The sequence below is a fragment of the Pseudomonas sp. TH10 genome (assembly GCF_016651255.1).
In the GTDB taxonomy this organism is placed as follows: Bacteria; Pseudomonadota; Gammaproteobacteria; order Pseudomonadales; family Pseudomonadaceae; genus Aquipseudomonas.
Window position 1 is genome coordinate 1 of the sequence record NZ_JAEKEG010000034.1, and the last position, 19311, is coordinate 19311.

Sequence of the window (19311 nt, forward strand, 5' to 3'; positions counted from 1 at the left end):
TCTGGTACTTCAACAGCCCCTTGGGTTGCCACATCGAATACGACGCCGACATGGACAAGCACGATGACGCCTGGGGAGGCGCGCCGCGCGCCATTGTCAGCGGATAACTCGCAGTTGTTCCTGTTCAACTCGAAAGAGAAATGGGCACCCGGTGGCCCGCCACCCAAGCTCGGTTGAAGGCGGGTTTGAGCGATGAACCAGCGCGAGATTGGGCTATGCCGCGCGGATGAACTGGAGGAAGGGCAGGCGCGCGGGTTTGATCCATGGCAGTGCGGCAAAGACAGTGTGTTCGCCGTGCGGCATCAGGGACAGCTGCGGGTTTATCGCAACAGTTGTCCGCATCTGGACGTGCGCATGGAGTACCGCAAAGACCGGTTTCTCAGTGCCGACGGCCAGTTGATCGTGTGTTACGCCCACGGCGCGCAGTTTCTTCCGCAGACCGGTGAATGCGTCTACGGCCCGTGCCTGGGCCAGAAACTGGAGGCACTCGCGTGCAATGTGGAGGAGGGCTGGCTGGTGTTGAAAACACCAGGCTGCACAGCGTAGCGGGGACAGATCGAGGTATCGCGTACGGCGATACATCGCATCCTTACTCGCGATTAGTCAAATCCCTGGTTTGCCGGGAAGCTGGACCCAACGACGCAGTGCCCGACGCTGCATCGAATCACAAGAATAAGAAGTGAGAATGCCATGAGTGCAGTGAACAACGTTCTGATCGTGGGCGGTGGTATAGGCGGTTTGTGTACGGCTCATCGCGCTGCGCCGCAAAGGGATTGCAGTGGATTTGATCGAACTCAAATCCGAGTGGACGGTGTACGGCGTCGGGATTATCCAGCAGAGCAACGTGGTCCGCGAGATGGCCAAGTTGGGGGTGCTGGACGGCTACCTCGATGCGGCTTTTGCTTTCGAAGACGTGGCCATCTACGGCCCGGCCGGCCAGCAGCTGGCGCGCATTCCGGGCCAGCGGCTGGCGGGGCCGCAATACCCGGCCAACGTTGGCATCTCGCGCCTGGCGCTGCACAAGGTGCTCAGTGAAACCGCCCTTGAGCTTGGCGCCAACGTGCGCCTGGGGCTCAGCGTGGAGTCCCTGGAGGACCAGGGTGACCAGGTAGAGGTGCTGTTTACCGACGACAGTCGCGGGCGTTATGACCTGGTGGTCGGCGCCGACGGCCTGTTCTCCAAGGTGCGCCAGCTGGTGTTTGGCGACACCTACACGCCGCGTTTTACCGGTCAGGCGGTGTGGCGCTACAACTTCCCGCGCGACCCGCAGATCGATCACCTGGCCAACTACCAGAGTGCCGCCGGCAATGCCGGGCTGGTGCCGCTGGCGGGCAACCTGATGTACATGTTCCTGACCTCTCACGAGCCGTCCAATCCATGGATGGCGCCCGCCACCATGGCCGAGCAGATGCGTGAGCGCCTCTAAGGGTTTCACCGGGCTGATCGGCGAGCTGCGCGAGCAGATCACCGACAGCAGCCAGGTGGTCTACAAACCCATGGAAGTGGTCTTCGTCAACGAGCCCTGGTATCGCGGTCGAGTGCTGCTGATCGGTGACGCTGCCCACGCCACCACGCCGCACCTGGGCCAGGGCGCGGGCATGGCGATCGAAGACGCCATCGTGCTCAGTGAAGAGCTGACCACCGATGCAGGCGTCGAGCAGCAGCTGCAGCGCTTCATGCAACGCCGGTTCGAGCGCTGCAAGTACATCAGCGAAAGCTCGGTGCTGGCCGGCGACAAAGAGATGCAGCACGACCGCGAGTTCGATCGCATCGGCCTGGTCAAGCAGATGCTCTCGCGAACGGCCGAGCCTATCTGATTCCATCCAGCCGTTCTTCCACAGCAGTTACCACTATAAAAACAAGAGGTTAACGCGATGGTTAGTTCCAAGACTGCGGCGCTCGCGCGCCGCCAGGTCAGCTCGTCTGCACCCTTTGGTTTCAGTTTGGCCGCGGTCCTGGTGCTGTGCAGCCAGGCGGCGCATGCCTTTCAGGTCGACACCGGCAATCCCGATTTCAAATTGCGCTGGGATAATACGGTCAAGTACAGCGCAGCATGGCGCACCCAGAACCCCAGCAGCAAGCTGACCCAAGGCCAGGTTGCGCTCAACCAGGACGATGGCGACCGGGCGTTCAACAAGGGCCTGATCTCCAACCGGACCGATATTCTTTCCGAGCTGGACCTGTCCTTCCAGAGTTTCGGCGCACGGTTGAGTGGCGCGGCGTGGTACGACACCGAGTACCAGCACGACAATGACAACGATGACCCGGCGCGTGCCAACCAGCGCTCGGTGGCGTACGACGAATTCACCGATGACACGCGGCACCTGCATGGCGGCGACGGCGAATTGCTCGATGCATTTGTGTACTGGAACGGCGAAGTCGCCGAGCGCGCTACCTCCGTGCGGGCCGGTCGTCACGGCCTGATCTGGGGTGAGAGCCTGTTCTTCGGCGCCAACGGTATTGCCGGCGGCATGGCCCCGGTGGACGTGGTCAAAGCGCAGTCGGTCCCCAACACCCAGTTCAAGGAAATCACCCGCCCGGTCAACCAGCTGTCGGGGACTTTCCAGCTGACCGACGACGTGTCGCTCGGCGCCTTCTACCAGCTCGAATGGGAGCAGACGCGCCTGCCCGGAGCCGGCAGCTACTTCTCCACCAGTGACACCATTGGCGAAGGCAATGAACGCCTGATCGTCGGCGCGCCGTTCCCCGCATTCCTGGGTGGGAATCCCAGCAGCCCGGCGGCGTTTTTCCACGGCAATGACAAGGAAGCGCGCAGTTCGGGGCAGGGCGGCCTGCAGTTGAAGTACAGCGCCGAAACCGTTGAATACGGCCTGTACGCGATCCAGTACCACGACAAGACGCCCAAGCTGTATCTCAAGCCATCCACCGGCGCACCGAATTTCGCCACCGGACAAATCGGTGAGTACTACTGGGTCTATCCCGAAGATATTCGCGCCCTGGGGGCGAGTTTCTCCACCACCATGGATGAATACAGCTTCGCCGGTGAAGCGTCGATGCGCTGGAACATGCCGCTGGTGTCCAACGGGCAGACCGTGCTGCCGGGTGTGGTGGCCGACAACGATGACGACGCGCTGTACGCCGTTGGACGCACCGCTCACGTCAACCTCAACGTGCTGGCTTCGTTCGGGCCGAACTTCCTGGCCCGGGAGTCGGGGTTTGTCGGCGAAATCGCCTGGAATCGCCTGCTCAATGTCACGAAAACCGCGCTGCCCTGGACCCGAATGCCACGGATGACGGGCTTGGATTCAAGATGGTCTACACCCCCACCTATCGCCAACTGTTCTCCGGCATCGATATCAGCATTCCGCTGGGCGTCAGCTACTTCCCCCTGGGCAAGTCGGCGGTGGTCAGCTCGTTCGGCCCGGACAACGGTGGCGACATCAACATCGGCATCACCGCCACTTACCTGGATCGCGTCACTGCGGGCCTGACCTACACGCATTACTACGGCGCCGAGGACACCAACCTCAATGCGCTCAGCCAGTTCAATTACAAGCAATCGCTGAAGGATCGGGATTACCTGGCCTTCTCCGTCAAGACCACGTTTTAAGAGGACTTGCGCATGACCTCCAACAAAAAATCCGGCATTCAAGCTCAAGACCCTGTGTTTCGCGCTGCTTGGCAGCCTGGCTATCTGCAGCCAGTGGGCCGTGGCCGCCACGGCTGAGGAAGCGGCCAAGTTGGGCACGACCCTGACGCCCATGGGCGCAGAGCGAGCCGGCAACGCCGATGGCACCATTCCGGCCTGGGACGGTGGTTACACCAAGGTCGACCCTTCTTACAAACCCGGCGGTAAACGCAGCGATCCATTTGCCGCGGACAAGCCGGTGTTCAGCATCACCTCCAAGAACCTGGCGCAATACGCAGGCAAGCTCACCGACGGCACCAAGGAAATGTTCAAGCGTTTCCCCGACACCTACCGCATCGATGTCTACCCGACTCGCCGGTCGGCAGCCGCCCCGCAGTGGGTGTATGACAACACGCTGAAAAACGCGACCCGCGCCAAGCTGGTGCAGAGCAGCGCCGGGCCGGTGCCTGAAGGCGCTTTTGGCGGCATCCCGTTCCCTGTGCCACACAACGGCGCAGAGGCCATGTGGAACCACTTGCTCAACTGGCGCGGCACCTCGTTGTCGATGCATTTTCGTCACTACCTGATGACCGCCGATGGCAAGCAGGTGATGACCACCGACGGCCAGGCGATCCAGGAGATGCCGTACTACTACCAGGACGGCTCGTCTGAAACATTCGACGGCGACTATTGGTTGTTTCGCCTGCTCAACGTCGGGCCACCGTTGCGTGCCGGCGAGCAGATCATGGGGCGCACCAACATCAACGGCGACAAATCCCAGGCCCACGTCTACCTGACGGGGCAGCGTCGGGTGCGCAAGCTGCCCAATGCCTGCTGCGATACGCCGACACCGGCGACTGCCGGGGTCATGTCGTTCGACGAACTGAGCGTGTTCCAGGGCCGCATGGACCGTTTTGACTGGAAGCTGGTGGGCAAGCAGGAGATGTACATCCCCTACAACACCAACAAGGTACAAACCGCCGCCAAACCCGAAGACCTGTTTCTTGCTCACCACATGAATCCCGACTTCGTGCGCTGGGAACTGCACCGGGTGTGGGTGGTTGAAGCCGATCTGGCTCCTGGCAAGCGTCACCAGTTGCCCAAGGGCCGCTATTACCTCGATGAAGACACCTGGCAAGCGATGCTGGGCGACCGCTGGGACGCCAACGGCCAACTGGCGAAGACCCTGTGGTCGCTGCCCGCTGTACTCCCGGACTTGCCGGCGCAGGCGCAACTGTCCTCGGGTTTCTACGACCTGACCTCCGGCGCCTGGTTCATCCAGAACGTCTACACCGGCCTGCCGCAACAGTACGGCTTGGTGGATCGCTACAAGGCTTCGGAGTTTTCGCCAGCGGCAATGGCGGGTGCCGGGGTTCGCTGAGTCAGACCGGATCACGGTGGGGTCAACCGTGATCCGGTTTCACAGGTTTTTCGAGGTCAGTGATGAATAGAATCGGTAGGTTGATGTGCCTTCTGGCGCTGCCGTATCTGTGTCCGTTGGGCCAGGTGCAGGCCGCTACGGTGGGCGACACCTTGAGCACCCCGGCGATGCGTTCGCCCCAGGCACAGCACGCCGTGCTGCTGGACCTGGCCCGGGCGGGCGAGCGCCTGGTGGCGGTCGGCGAGCGGGGCATCGTGCTGCTTTCCGACGACAACGGCAGCAGCTGGCGTCAGGCCGAAGTACCGGTCTCGGTCAGCCTGACGGCGGTGCAGTTTGCCGATGCCAGTATCGGCTGGGCGGTAGGGCATGCCGGTGTGGTGCTGGTTTCCCATGACGGTGGCGAGCACTGGGCGGTGCAACTGGACGGTCGCCGTGCCGCGCAACTGGAGGTGCAAGCGGCCCGCGACGACCTGCCCGGTGCAATCGACCAGGACGCCGCTGTTGCACGATTGCAAACGGCAGAACGCCTGGTGAGTGACGGGCCGGACAAACCGTTCCTCGCCCTCAATGTCGTCGATGAACAGCACGCCGTTATCGTCGGCGCCTATGGCCTGGCCTTCGCGACTCGTGACGGTGGGCGCAGCTGGCAGTCGCTGGTCGGCCACATCGACAATCCGATGGGCGCGCACCTCTATGCCATTGCACGCCAGGGCGAGCGCTGGCTGATCGCCGGGGAGCAGGGTTACCTGGCTCGCTCGGACGATGGCGGTCACACCTTCGCGGCCCTGGACAGCCCTTACCCCGGGAGTTTTTCGCCCTGCAAATCAGCCAGGACGGCACGGCGCTGGCGGCCGGGCTCAAGGGTAACGCGTTCATCTCGACCGACTTCGGCGACAGCTTCCAGCCAGCGCCCGTGCCAATGCCGGTTTCTTTCAGCGATGCGATTCGCACCGCCGACGGCCAGTTGCTGCTGGTGAATCAGGGCGGCGCGCTGTTTCGCTCCGGTGCCCGGCCAGGTGCGCCGCTGGTGCCTTATGGCAAGCCACTGGGTAAACCGGTCGCCAGCGTGGTCCAGGCCGCCGACGGCAGCCTGGTGCTGGCAGGTTTCACCGGTTTGACGCGCGTATCGCCACCATCTGCCATTGCTTCGGAGTGAGGTTATGAAGTCTTTCGACAACGCCACGGCAAGCCTGGCGAATTTCGATCCGCGCTCCGGCTCGATGGTGGAACGCACTTTGTTCAACCATCGGTTGTGGGTGCTGCTGGTGTGTGTGGTCACCACGCTGGTCTTGGGTTATCAGGCCACGCGTATCGAGTTGAACGCCAGCTTCGAAAAAATGATTCCCACCGAACAGCCGTACATTGCCAATTACCTTGAGCACCAGAAGCAGCTCAGTGGCCTGGGCAATGCGCTGCGCATCGTCGTGGCCAACCGTCAGGGCGATATCTACAACGCCGAGTACCTCAAGACCCTGCAGGCCTTGAGCGACAAGCTCTACCTGCTGCCAGGTGTCGACCGTGCGTACATGAAGTCCTTATGGACGCCGGCCACTCGCTGGGTGGCGGTCACTGAGGACGGCCTGGATGGCGGGCCTGTGATTCCTGATGACTACAGTGGCACCCAAGCCAACCTTGAAGCACTGCGACGCAACGTGCAGCGCTCCAATGAACTGGGGCAACTGGTGGCCCTGGACCAGACTTCCAGCATCATCTACGTGCCTCTGTTGGCCAACACCAGCGACGGTCAGGCGCTCAATTATTCGACCCTGTCCGAGCAGCTGGAGTCGCTGCGCAGCACTTACCAAAGCGATAGCATCGACATCCATATCACCGGTTTCGCGAAAAAAGTCGGCGACCTGATTGCCGGCCTGAAGCAGATTTTGCTGTTCTTTGCCGTCGCCATCCTCATCACCACCGCCGTGTTGTTCTGGTACACCCGCTGCCTGCGCAGCACCTTGCTGGTGGTGTTGTGCTCCCTGGTGGCTGTGGTGTGGCAGCTCGGCTTGCTGCCGCTGTTGAATTACCAGCTGGACCCGTACTCGGTGCTGGTGCCGTTTCTGGTGTTCGCCATTGGCATGAGCCATGGCGCGCAGAAAATGAACGGGATCATGCAGGACATCGGGCGCGGCATGCACCGGGTGGTGGCGGCGCGGTTCACCTTTCGACGCCTGTTCCTGGCCGGGCTGACCGCGCTGCTGTGCGATGCGGTGGGGTTTGCGGTGCTGATGCTGATCAAGATCCAGGTCATCCAGGACCTGGCGGTGATCGCCAGTATCGGCGTGGCCGTGCTGATCTTCACCAACCTGATCCTGCTGCCGGTGTTGCTGTCGTACGTCGGCGTCACGCCCCGGGCGGCGCAGCTGAGCCTCAAGAGTGAACAATCCGAACAGGCTGGCCAGCGTCGTCATGCCTTCTGGCGCTTTCTCGACCTGTTCACCCGGCGCCGCTGGGCGACCCTGTGCATCGTCATCAGCCTGGCCCTGGCAGCAGTGGGTTTTCTGGTCAGCCTGCAGCTGAAGATTGGCGACCTTGATGCGGGTGCACCGGAGCTGCGCGCCGACTCGCGGTACAACCAGGACGACGCCTTTCTCACCCGGCACTACGGCGCCAGCAGTGATCTGTTTGCGGTGATGGTGAAAACGCCCGCCGGCCAATGTGCGCGCTACGACATCCTGGCCAAGGTCGATGCCCTGGACTGGCAATTGCGCGCGTTGCCAGGGGTGGACTCGACCAACTCGCTGGCCTTGCTCAACCGCCGCATGCTGGTGGGCCTGAGTGAAGGCAGCCCGAAGTGGTATGAACTGCAGAACAACCAGGCGATGCTCAACATGATCACCGCCAGCGCGCCCCGTGGCCTGTACAACGAAGACTGCAGCCTGCTGACCTTGTATGCCTACCTCACCGACCACAAGGCCGAGACGCTCACGCGCCTGGTTGAGCATGTGGAGGCATTTGCCGCCGCCAATAACACCGATGAGGTGCAGTTCCTGCTGGCCGCAGGTAACGCCGGCATCGAGGCCGCCACTAATATCGTGGTCAAGCAGGCCAATCGCGAAATGCTGTTCTGGGTGTACGGCGCGGTGATCGTGTTGTGCCTGATTACCTTCCGCTCCTGGCGTGCGACGGTGTGCGCAGTGATCCCCTTGATGGTGACCTCGATTCTCTGCGAGGCGCTGATGGTCTGGCTGAACATCGGCGTCAAGGTCGCCACGTTGCCTGTGATCGCCTTGGGTGTCGGCATTGGCGTGGACTACGCGTTGTACGTGATGAGCATTCTGCTGGGTCACCTGCGCCAGGGCGCGAGCTTGTCCGAAGCCTATTACCGGGCACTGGTTTCCACCGGCAAGGTGGTGATGTTGACCGGCATCACCCTGGCCATTGGCGTGGCCACCTGGATTTTTTCCCCGATCAAGTTCCAGGCCGACATGGGCGTGCTGCTGGCCTTCATGTTCGTCTGGAACATGGTGGGGGCCCTGGTGTTGTTGCCGGCGCTGGCGTACTTCCTGTTGCCCGCGCGCAGCGCTGCAGCCACTGCCGGCGTGCCGGTGAGTACGAGCGCCGCAAAACTCCCAGTGGCTGACGTTAATCACCTGCGCGCCGAGGAGCCTTGCCATGTTCGCTGAACAGTCTGTCTCCAACCCCCTCGGCACGCCGGTTTGCCGCAATCCTTGCTCCTGCTGCTGGGCAGCTGCCTGCCCGTGTTGGGGGCGGTGTTGCTGGCCCCGGTGCTGCCGCGGATGCAGGCGCACTTTGCCGATGTGGCGGGCAGCGCTGTCATGGTGCCGATCGTGCTGACGTTGCCGGCCCTGATGATCGCCCTGTTGGCACCGTTTGCCGGCCTGCTCGCTGACCGCCTGGGGCGCAAGCCGCTGCTGTTGGTGAGCATGGCGCTGTACGTGATATGCGGGGTGCTGCCGCTATGGCTCGAGTCGCTGCCCGCCATTGTGGCCAGTCGCGCCGGTATCGGCCTGGCCGAAGCGGGCATCATGACCTGCTGCACCACGCTGATGGGCGACTACTACAGCGGGGCCAGGCGCGAGCGCCTGTTTGCCTTGCAGATGGTCGCCACGTCGCTGTCCGCTGCCGTGTTCATCGCCCTGGGTGGCTTCCTCGGGCAGAACGACTGGCGCACCCCATTCGCGCTGTATGCCGTGGGCTTGATCTTTCTGCCGTTGATGGCGTGGAAACTCTGGGAGCCCCAACCCCAACCACTGGCGCGCACCGGGCAGCCCCAGGCGAACATCACTCCGGGCAAGTTCCCATGGCGCGCCCTCACACCCATGTATGCCCTGGCACTGCTGGCCGGTCTCAGCCTGTTTATCGTGCCGGTACAGGCCGGGTATCTGCTCAACCTGCTGCACGTGGACGCCCCGCAGCAAATCGGCATGACCATGGGCGCCAATCAGCTGGGGGTACTGGTCGGTGCGCTGAGCTTTCGTTTATTCAGCGGCGTGCGCAGCCAGCATTTGCTGCTGATTGCCTATGTGCTGGCGGGTGTCGGCGGCTTGCTGATGGCGAACGCCGGCAGCCATGCGCAGGTAGTGGTTGCGGTGCTGGTCAATGGCCTGGGTATCGGCCTGATGCTGCCCACCCTCATCACCTGGATCATGGCCCAGGTCGGGTTTGATCAACGTGGCCGCGCGGCCGGCTGTTTTACCGCGGCAATTTTCGCCGGTGAATTCATCAGCCCGCTGGCGGTGCTGGGCATTACCGCAGGCGACAGCTCAGCGTTACCCCAGGCACTGGCCATCGTCGGTTGGCTGCAGATCCTGATCGCGCTGTTTTGCCTGGCGGTGCCCAGGTTGGGTGGCCTGTTGGCCAGCGCCAACGCGGACGTGCGCAACACCATTGGCAACGGCCATTGAACGAGGATTTTCCATGCAAGCGCTTCCCCCTTCAAACGCGTGGTCACCGGCCACGCAGCAGACGGCCAGGCCATCGTGGTCAGCAACGGGCCTACGCCCAGTGTCTTCCCGCTGCTGGCCGTGCCCGGCACGGTGTTTCATGAACTGTGGAACAGCAGCGCCAGCCCGGCGTTGCTGGATAACGCCGATGACCCCACGAGCAAGCCGCTGCAACTGAGTCCCGACCCGCACGGCAGCGTGATCCGCGTGGTAGACATCCCGCCGGACAGCGTGCAGAACCAGGTCAGTGATGAAAACGCGGCGGCGGTGTTTGCCGAAATCGGTGAGTCCCACGCGGGCACTGGCCAGGCCAATGTCCGGCACAAATTGATGCACCGCACCGAAACCCTCGACTACGGCATCGTGACCGAGGGGGAGGTGTGGCTGGTGCTGGACGAGGAAGAAGTGCACCTCAAACGCGGCGATATCGTGGTGCAACGAGGCACCCACCACGCCTGGAGCAACCGCACCGACGCCATGGCTCGCATGGTCTTCATTCTTCTTGACGGGCGCTTCGCTGCAGAACTGCGCAACGGCCCGGAGGCTTCTGCATGAAACTCGCCACCCTGAAAAACGGCAGCCGCGACGGGCAACTGGTCGTGGTCTCGCAGGATCACCAATGGGCGCTGGACGCCAGCTGCGTCGCCCACACCTTGCAGCAGGCCATCGAGAATTGGGACAGCGTCGAACCCCGCCTGCAGGCGCTGGCCCGTCAGCTTGAGCAAGGCGAACGCAGTACCGCGATCGCCTTCGACCCCGCCCAGGCCATGGCGCCGCTGCCCCGCGCCTACCAGTGGTGCGACGGCTCGGCGTTCCTGAGCCACGGCGAGCTGATGCAGAAGGCGTTCAACCTCGAGCCCATCGACGGCGCCGACCGCACGCCCCTGATGTACCAGGGCGCCGGTGACGATTTCATTGGCGGGCGCGACGATATTCCATTGCCGAGCGAGAGCCAGGGCATCGACTTCGAAGGCGAGTTTGTGGTGCTGGTGGACGATGTGCCGATGGGGTGCGGGGCAGGGCAGGCGCTTGCGCATATAAAGCTGATTCTGCAGATCAACGACGTCAGCCTGCGGGCCCTGGCCCCTCGGGAAATGCGCAGCGGTTTCGGCTTCCTGCAGGCCAAGCCGTCATCCAGCTTCGCGCCACTGGCCATCACCCCGGACGAGCTGGGGGAGGCCTGGTGCGATGGTCGCGTACAGCTACCGCTGCACGTGCAGTGGAACGGCCAGTGGTTTGGTCATCCCCACGGAGGGCAGATGAACTTCAACTTCGGCGAGTTGATCGCCCATGCCGCACTCACTCGACGGCTGCGCGCGGGCACGCTGATCGGCTCCGGGACGGTATCCAATGCCGAGCGCAGTGCCGGTTCGGCCTGCATTGCCGAGCGCCGCGCGATCGAGATGATCGAGCACGGCGCTGCGCGAACCGGCTTCATGCGCTTTGGTGACCGCGTGCGCATGGACGTCCTGGGAAGCGAAGGCCAGTCGTTGTTCGGTGCGATCGACCAGCGCGTCGTTGAAGCCCAGGGTTGAGGATCGCCATATGCGTGTGTTGATTACCGGAGCCAATGGCTTCGTCGGCCGCGAGCTGGTGCGTTGCCTCGCTGGCGCGGGGCAGTCTGCGGGGGCGGGTCATCCGTTCCCTGCTGGTCCTGGATACCGATCTGCAGGGCTTGCCGGATGATGCGCGGCTGCGCCGTCATGTCGGCAGTATCACGCAAGCGGCATTGATCCGCCGTGTGCTGGCCGACGGCATCGATGTGGTGTTTCACCTGGCGAGCATTCCGGGTGGGGCGGCGGAGGATCAGTACGAGTTGGGCTATCAGGTCAACCTGCTGGCGAGTCTGGAGTTGCTCAACCAACTGCGCAACAAGGCTGTGCCGCCGGTACTGGTGTATGCCAGCAGCGTCGCGGTGTACGGCGGCGATTTGCCGGCGAAGATGAACGAGCAGGCCGAGTTGTGCCCGCAATTGTCCTACGGCACGCACAAGGCGATGGTCGAGCGTGTGGTCAGCGACCTCGGCCGGCGTGGCGAAGTGGACGGTCGGGTGCTGCGCCTGCCCGCAATTGTGGCGCGACCGCGGCAGCCCAACGGTTTGCGCTCGGCGTTCATGAGCGATCTGCTGCGTGCATTTGCCGAGGGTGCCGCCTACGAGTGTCCGGTATCGCCCGAGGCGACGGCCTGGTGGATGTCGGCCCGTTGCTGCGTGAACAACCTGATCCACGCGGCCGAAATCGATGGCCCGTTGCTGAGTCAGCGGGTGTGGCAGTTACCGGTGTTGCACCTGTCCATCGCCCAGGTGGTTGACGCCCTGGCGGCCAGTTATGGGCAAGAACGCCGCGAACTTGTTTCCTATGCCGCCGACGCCCGGCTGGAGGCGCTATTCGGGCGCCTGCCGCCGCTGAAAACCCCGCTCGCCCGTGCTGCCGGCTTCAACCATGACGGCAACGTAGCGGCGCTCATTCGCAATTCCCTCAATCCAGCGCCTCCCAGGCACATACCGCTCACCGGAGAGACCTTTCATGAAGCCTGAACGTCGCCTCGTCGACCTGTCGGTCACCCTCGACAACAATCCCTATACCGATCCGCCTCCGCTATTGCCCAGGATCGACTACATGGACCATCAACAGGGTTGGCCGGAAATGGCTGCCATGTTCCCCGGACTGCAACTGGAGCAGCTGCCCGGCAACGAATCCTGGGCGGCAGAGCGCCTGCAAATCACCACGCACAGCGGCACGCACATGGATGCGCCCTGGCATTACGCATCCACCACCGATGGCGGCCAGCCGGCATTTGGCATCGACGAATTGCCGCTGGACTGGTGCCTGCAACCGGGTGTGAAGCTGGACTTTCGGCACATGGCCGATGGGCATGTGGTGACGGCCGACGAGGTCGCCGCCGAATTGGCGCGCATTGAGCACGTGCTGCAGCCGCTGGATATCGTGCTGGTCAATACCCGCGCCGGCGCACTGTTCGGCCAGCCGGGTTACCTGGATGCCGGCATTGGCATGGGGCGCGAGGCCACCTTGTATTTGCTTGAGCGCGGAGTGCGGGTGGTCGGCACCGATGCCTGGAGCTGGGATGCGCCGTTCAAATACACTCGCGAGCGCTTCGCCGCCGACGGCGACGCGGCCATCATCTGGGAAGGGCACAAGGCCGGGCGAGACATCGGTTACGGGCAAATGGAAAAACTCGCCAACCTGGAAACCCTGCCGGCCAAGGGTTTTGTGGTGTCTTGCTTCCCTACAAGATCCGGCACGCCTCGGCAGGATTCGTGCGGGCGGTGGCGATTTTCGAAGAGTGAGCCGCGGTATCAATCAACGTTGGTCAAACACAATAAGAGAGGATTTATGGGTCTTTTGCGGATGCCGCCGGCGGCACTTTTTGCGCGCTGTCACTGGGTAGCGGCCTGGCCATGGCGGCCACGGGTGAGGCAAGGCAACCCAATATCCTGCTGATTCTCGCCGATGACCTGGGTTATTCCGACCTGGGCAGTTATGGCGGCGACATCCAGACCCCGACGCTGGATCAATTGGCCAGTCAAGGCCTGCAGTTCACCAGCATGTACGCTGCGCCGACCTGTTCGATCACGCGCTCCATGCTCATGTCCGGCACCGATAACCACCTGGCCGGGCTCGGTACCATGGCCGAAGCCCTGCAACCGTTCCAGCGGGGCAAGCCAGGCTACGAGGGCTACCTGAACCAGCGGGCGTATTCTGTTGCCGAATTGCTCAAGACCGGCGGCTACAACACGCTGATGGTCGGCAAATGGCACTTGGGGCTGGAAGCGGATCAGGGCCCGGACCAGCGCGGCTTTGAGCAATCTTTCACCTTGCTGGAGGGCGGCGCGACGCACTTCAAGCCAGCGGCGACCAACCCAGGCAAAATCGAGCAGGTGCATTACCGAGAAAATGGCCAGCCCGTGGAGCTGCCGGCGAACTTCTATTCCACGGATTTCTACACCGACAAGCTGATCAGCTACCTGCAAAACAGCCAGAAGGATGGCAAGCCGTTTTTCGCCTACGCCGCCTACACCGCGCCACACTGGCCCTTGCAAGCGCCCAAGGAGTACCTGGACAAATACCGCGGGCGGTTTGACCAGGGCTACGACAATGTCCGCCTGTCGCGTCTGGAACGCATGAAAAAACTCGGCGTACTCGCCAGCGAAGTCCAGCCAGCACAGCCGCTACCGGTCAACCCGAAGCTGCCGGGGTGGGACCAGTTGACCCCGGAACAACAGAAGATCGAAGCGCGCAAGATGGAAATCTACGCCGCCATGGTCGATAACCTCGACCACAACATCGGTCGCCTGGTGGAGTACCTGCGTCAAACCGGCCAGTACGACAACACCCTGATCGTGTTCATGTCCGACAACGGCGCGGCAGCGGAGAATCACGCGCAGTTTTATCCGCCTGGAGCGCACACCGATAACAGCTTCGCCAACCTGGGTCAGCCGGGCTCGCAGATGGACTACGGCCCGCGTTGGGCTGAAGTCAGTGCTGCTCCGTTTCACCTGTTCAAAGGCACCACCGCCGAAGGAGGCATCAGTGTTCCGGCAATTGTCCAGCTGCCCAAGTGGCTGGCCCGGCAGGGGATCGAGCACGGTGTCGCGCGGGTGGACGACCTGGCACCGACCTTCCTGGCGCTGGCGGGCATCGCGCTGCCGGAGCAGGCAGAGGCGAGCAGGCATCCGATCACTGGCAAGTCACTGCTGCCCATGCTCGCGGGCAAGGGCAGCCCTCACCTCAACGATAACCTGGCGGGCGAATTGTTCGGCAATGCTTACTACCGCGAAGGCAACCTGAAGTTATTGGGTATGCGGCCCCAGGCAGGTTTTGGCGACAACCGGCAACCGCCGCAATGGCAACTGTTCGATGTGGCTAAGGATCGCGGCGAAACTACGGACCTGGCGGCCAGCCAACCCGAGACGGTGCAGCGTCTGAAGGCGGCCTGGTTGCAGTATGCCGAGCGCGTGGGAGTCGTATTTGCGCCGCGATAGTGGCGCGAGATCCGTCGCAGGGTTGAAGCGCTGGAGTACTTCCAGGTGCGGGCGAGGGCGAACTTGAGCGCAAAGCGAATAAATCGGTTGAAAAAACTCCTAAACGCCTTAAACGGGATGCTCGCCGGCACGTTGCTCGCAATCGGTAGGTGGGTATCGCCAGTTTACTGGCCCAGGGAGCGTTGATGAGTTTTGATCCATTGCAGGGCTCCCCGCAGCCATTGAGCGACCGCGCAGCCGATGCCGCTCAGCCGCCACGCCACGCGGACCCGCTCGGCCGGGCCGCGGCGGGCGGGCATGACGCGATAGAACGTCTGCTCGATTCGGCGCGCAGCGGTGCCCACACCGGCCATTGGGCGGTTTACCGCGCCGGTGAGCAACTGCATCTGGTCGGGCAGGGTGAGCCGCAGGAACATTGGCCGGCCATTGTTGCCAACGAAGACTTCGAAGCGTTCTGCCTGACCCGGCGCCTGCACCGCTGGCCAACCGGCCGCGGTGAAACCGTGCTGGGGTGGGTACTGGCGCCCCAGGATGATGCCGCCGACCCGATGCTGGCCGAGTTTGCCCAGCGCCTGGGCATCGAGGTGCAGACCAACACCCTGGCGCGCGCGCAGATTACCCAGCGAGTGCTCTATGAAATCACCTACCTGGCCAGTTCGACCCGCGACCGTTTTGTGTTCCTGGTGGGGGTGCACCGGCTGCTGGCCAGCCTGATCGACGCCGAGAACTTCTATCTCGCGCTATACGACCCGCACACGGGCAAGATCGACTACCCGTACTACGTCGACATCATCGACGTGGATGCCGTGGAGGCCGAACACTACGAGTACCTGGACCCCGCGCACCTGTCGTTGACCGGGCAAGTGTTGACCAGTGGCCAGCCGCTGCTGATCGACGCGGCCGGCATGCTCGCGGCCCAGGAGGAGGGTCGCTTCTACTGCGTGGGAGACCGTCCGGAGTTCTGGATGGGCGCGCCGCTGAAAAATGCCTCTGATGAAGTGTTCGGCATGCTAGCCATGCAGGTCTACGAGGTGTCCCGCACCTACAGCGCTGAGGACCGCGCGCTGTTCCTGGTGGTAGCCCGTCACGTGGCCATGGCGCTGGACCGCATTCTGCACCGTGAGGACCTGGAAGCGACGGTGCTGCGCCGGACCCTCGAGCTGTCGGCACTCAACGACGCGCTGCGCCAGGAAGTGGCGGAGCGCGAACGCGCCGAACACCTGCAGAGCGCGCTGTTCCAGATTGCCGAACTGTCGAGCCGGCCGGGGGACATGACCGAGCTGTTCGAGGCCTTGCATGGCATCGTCGGTGAACTGCTGTTCGCCCACAACTTCTACATCGCACTGTTCGACGACGCCAACGGCGAAGTCACCTTTCCCTATTATGTCGATGAGCGCCAGACCACCCGCCCGCTGGCACGCCGTGGGCGCCGGGGCCTGACCGAGTATGTGATCCGCCAGCGGCGACCATGCCTGGTGGATTCGGCCGAGGCCGAGCGCTTGTCCGCCACCCATGAAACCGAACTGGCCGAGGCGCATATGCGTTCCTACTCCTGGCTCGGTATTCCGTTGTTCGATGGCGACGTCGTACGTGGCGTGCTCGCGGTGCAAAGCTATACCTCGCAGGTGCGCTATACCCTGCGCGATCAGGAGCTGCTGACGTTCGTCTCGCGGCACATCGACACGGCGTTGTCGCGTCGCACGGCAGCCGAGGCGATCCATGCCGCCAACCTCAAGCTTGAAGCCCGGGTACAGAACCGTACCCGTGAGCTTGATCACGCCAACGCCAAGCTGCAGCACGAGAACCTGCACGACGCGCTGACCGGGCTGCCCAACCGTACTTGTCTGCAGCAGCGTCTTGGCGTGGCCTGGTCGCGGTTCGGCAGCGAAGGCGGGCATCTGGCGGTGATGTTCATCGACCTCGACCGGTTCAAGATGGTCAATGACAGCCTCGGCCATCACTTCGGCGACCTGCTGTTGATGCAAGCCGCGCAACGCCTGCGGGGTTGCCTGCGGGAAACTGACCTGCTGGCGCGCCTGGGCGGCGACGAGTTTTCGGTGCTGGCACCGGACGCGCCGCTGGAAGTGGTGATCGACATCGCCGAGCGGATCCTGGTGGCGTTCGACCTGCCGTTTTTCATCAACGGTCTTGAGGTGTTTTCATCCTGCAGCATCGGAATCGTCAGCGCCGACAGTCAGTTCCATCACGAGCCGGCGGACTTGCTGCGCGATGCCGATGCGGCGATGTACCGGGTCAAGAGTGCCGGGCGCGACAGCTTTGCGGTGTTCAACCAGGAAGTGCGCCGTGAAGTCTCGGATCAGGTCGAGCGCGAAGGGGCACTGCGCAATGCGCTCAAGCGCACCGATGAGTTGCTGCCGTATTTCCAGCCGATCGTCAGCGTCGCAACCGGCGAACTGCTGGCGCTTGAAGCGCTGATTCGCTGGCATCAGCCTGGGGGCCGGGTAATCGGGCCGGGCGAGTTCCTGCCGGATGTCGAGGGCTTGCGCCTGATCGGTCGGCTGGACCTGTACATGCTCAATTGCATCGCGGTGATCCTCGCCCAACCGGAGCACGCCAACTGGCCGCCGGTGCACGTTAACTGCTCCAGCTACAGCATGACGCGCCCGGAATTCGCCAGTGATGTCCTGGCCCTGCTGGCCCGCCACCAGGTCGCGCCTTCGCGCATTTGCCTGGAGCTGACCGAAGGCGCGCTGGTGGCAGAACCGGCCATAGCCCGTCTGACCATGCAGCAACTGGCCGACAACGGCATGTCGGTGGTGCTCGATGACTTCGGCGCCGGGTTCTCCTCCCTGAGCTATGTGCACCAGTACCGCTTCAGTGGCTTGAAAATTGATAAGTCGTTCATCCTCGAACTTACCTCCAGCCCGCGCAGCCGGGCGATCGTGCGGGCGATTGTGCGCATGGCCGAATCACTGGACCTGAGCGTGGTGGCCGAAGGCGTGGAGGACCAGGCGACGCTGGACTTGCTGCGCGAAATGGGAGCGACGCAAGCCCAGGGATATTATTTTGCCAAACCGATGAGTTTGGAGGCGCTGCTGGAGACGTTGCCTGTCGGAATATCGTGAAGCGAAACCCTTGAAGTCTCGCGCAGGGCCAGGCCGCCGGCGAGCGCGAGCAGGGCAATGGCGATCAGGTAGAACGCTGGCGAGAGATTGCTGCCGGTGGTGCTGATCAGCCAGGTCGCCATCAGCGGCGCGGTGCCGCCGAACAGGGTGTAGGCCATGTTGTAGGTGATCGCTGACGCGGTGTAGCGAGTGCGGGTCGGGAAGGTTTCCGAGAGCAATGCCGCGGTGACCACGTTGCACAACACTGCGCCAATCGCCAGCAGCAACACGCCCAGGATAGACGCTGCAAACGACCCGGAACTGGCCATCAGAAATGACGGGTACACCACCACAATCAACAGCACGCAGGCGCTCGCTACGGTCATCCGTCGGCCCACCCGGTCGGAGTACAACCCGGCCAGCGGGCAAATCAGCGCGGCAAAAATCAGGGCGATCAGTGACACCAGCAACGCTGTTGCCCGACTCAGGCCGCCGGCAACTTGCAGGTACGTCGCAAAATAGGTGGTGAACATGTAGAACGACAGGGCCGTTAGCGAGATGAAGGCGCCCAGGCAGCAGATGGCTTTGCCGTGGTCGCGAAACGTGTCCCTGAGCGGGGAGTGTGCCACCGCATGCTGTTGAGTCACGGCCTGGAAAGCCGGCGTTTCATCCAGCCTCCAGCGCAGGTACAGGCCCACCAGCCCCAGTGGCGCGGCAATCAGGAACGGCAGGCGCCAGCCCCAACTGCCCATGGCTTCAGCGGACAAAGACGCTTCGAGCGCGTAAGCCACCACCGCCGCCGAGGCGAACGCCGCAAAGGTCGACACCGGGATGAAACTGCCATACCAGGCTCGTCTGTCATTAGGCGCATGCTCCATCAGATAGGCGCAGGCACCCGCGTACTCACCCCCGGCGGAAAACCCTTGGGCGCAGCGGATCAGGCTCAGCAGCACCGGGGCCATGACACCAATCGCTGCGTACGTGGGTAACAAGCCTATCAGGGTCGTCGCGCCGGCCATCAGCAGGATTGTCATCGCCAGGGTGCGCTTGCGCCCAATCCGGTCCCCCAGCATGCCAAAGAAAATCCCGCCCAAGGGCCGAAACGCAAAGGCCACGGCGAACACGGCGAAGGTTTTCAGCAGTGCGACGCTGGCATCGCCACTGGGGAAAAATTGCTGGGCGATGGTCGTCGCCAGAAAGCCGTAGACGGCAAAATCAAACCACTCGACAAAATTGCCGATAGCGGCGGCGACTATCACTTTTCTCAGGGTCTTCGGGCTGACCTGCTCTGCGGCGGCGCTTGTCATGCTGAACCTCGACGTTTCATCCGTTAGCCTGCGATTATCCGGGCAACGGCTGAAACGTCTCAG

Annotated in this window: 8 protein-coding genes and 7 pseudogenes; 14 read left to right on the forward strand and 1 reads right to left on the reverse strand. The window is 63.0% G+C overall.

Annotated features, from left to right (window positions below):
• The 14 genes and pseudogenes from JFT80_RS05085 to JFT80_RS05150 form a co-directional block, all read left to right on the forward strand.
• Window positions 1-177: pseudogene (locus JFT80_RS05085) on the forward strand (glyoxalase); the annotation flags it as partial.
• 15 nt (window positions 178-192) lie between these two features.
• Window positions 193-546 carry a Rieske 2Fe-2S domain-containing protein gene (locus JFT80_RS05090; protein ID WP_201147139.1) on the forward strand — a complete coding sequence of 118 codons (354 nt, stop codon included), beginning with the start codon at window positions 193-195 and terminating at the stop codon, window positions 544-546.
• A gap of 144 nt (window positions 547-690) precedes the next feature.
• Window positions 691-1817, forward strand: a pseudogene (locus JFT80_RS05095) (FAD-dependent oxidoreductase).
• A 57-nt stretch (window positions 1818-1874) separates the two neighbouring features.
• Window positions 1875-3571, forward strand: a pseudogene (locus JFT80_RS05100) (DUF1302 domain-containing protein).
• Between the two features lie 52 nt (window positions 3572-3623).
• Complete coding sequence (locus tag JFT80_RS05105; RefSeq protein ID WP_201147160.1) at window positions 3624-4970, forward strand: DUF1329 domain-containing protein; 1347 nt, start codon at window positions 3624-3626, stop codon at window positions 4968-4970.
• Window positions 4971-5032: 62 nt separating this feature from the next.
• Window positions 5033-6126, forward strand: a pseudogene (locus tag JFT80_RS05110) (WD40/YVTN/BNR-like repeat-containing protein).
• A gap of 4 nt (window positions 6127-6130) precedes the next feature.
• Entirely contained in the window at window positions 6131-8593 is a 2463-nt protein-coding gene (locus JFT80_RS05115; RefSeq protein WP_201147140.1) for an RND family transporter, read from the forward strand.
• A gap of 45 nt (window positions 8594-8638) precedes the next feature.
• Entirely contained in the window at window positions 8639-9835 is a 1197-nt protein-coding gene (locus tag JFT80_RS05120) for an MFS transporter (RefSeq protein ID WP_242482797.1), read from the forward strand.
• A gap of 13 nt (window positions 9836-9848) precedes the next feature.
• Window positions 9849-10429: pseudogene (locus tag JFT80_RS05125) on the forward strand (cupin domain-containing protein).
• Entirely contained in the window at window positions 10426-11409 is a 984-nt protein-coding gene (locus JFT80_RS05130; RefSeq protein ID WP_201147142.1) for a fumarylacetoacetate hydrolase family protein, read from the forward strand. The pseudogene JFT80_RS05125 and the gene JFT80_RS05130 overlap by 4 nt, the downstream one beginning before the upstream one ends.
• A 10-nt stretch (window positions 11410-11419) precedes the next feature.
• Window positions 11420-12410 (forward strand): annotated as a pseudogene (locus tag JFT80_RS05135) (NAD-dependent epimerase/dehydratase family protein).
• A pseudogene (locus JFT80_RS05140) lies at window positions 12400-13181 on the forward strand (cyclase family protein). Before JFT80_RS05135 ends, JFT80_RS05140 begins: the two co-directional pseudogenes overlap by 11 nt.
• A 111-nt stretch (window positions 13182-13292) precedes the next feature.
• Window positions 13293-14876, forward strand: coding sequence for an arylsulfatase (locus JFT80_RS05145; protein ID WP_201147143.1), 1584 nt, complete (start codon window positions 13293-13295; stop codon window positions 14874-14876).
• Between the two features lie 185 nt (window positions 14877-15061).
• The gene (locus JFT80_RS05150; RefSeq protein ID WP_201147144.1) at window positions 15062-17962 is read left to right on the forward strand and encodes an EAL domain-containing protein; all 2901 of its coding nucleotides are present in this window, start codon (window positions 15062-15064) and stop codon (window positions 17960-17962) included.
• On the opposite strand, the gene JFT80_RS05155 is transcribed toward JFT80_RS05150, so the two are convergent.
• Window positions 17899-19248 carry an MFS transporter gene (locus JFT80_RS05155; protein ID WP_201147145.1) on the reverse strand — a complete coding sequence of 450 codons (1350 nt, stop codon included), beginning with the start codon at window positions 19246-19248 and terminating at the stop codon, window positions 17899-17901. The genes JFT80_RS05150 and JFT80_RS05155 overlap by 64 nt on opposite strands.
• Window positions 19249-19311: the final 63 nt, after the last annotated feature.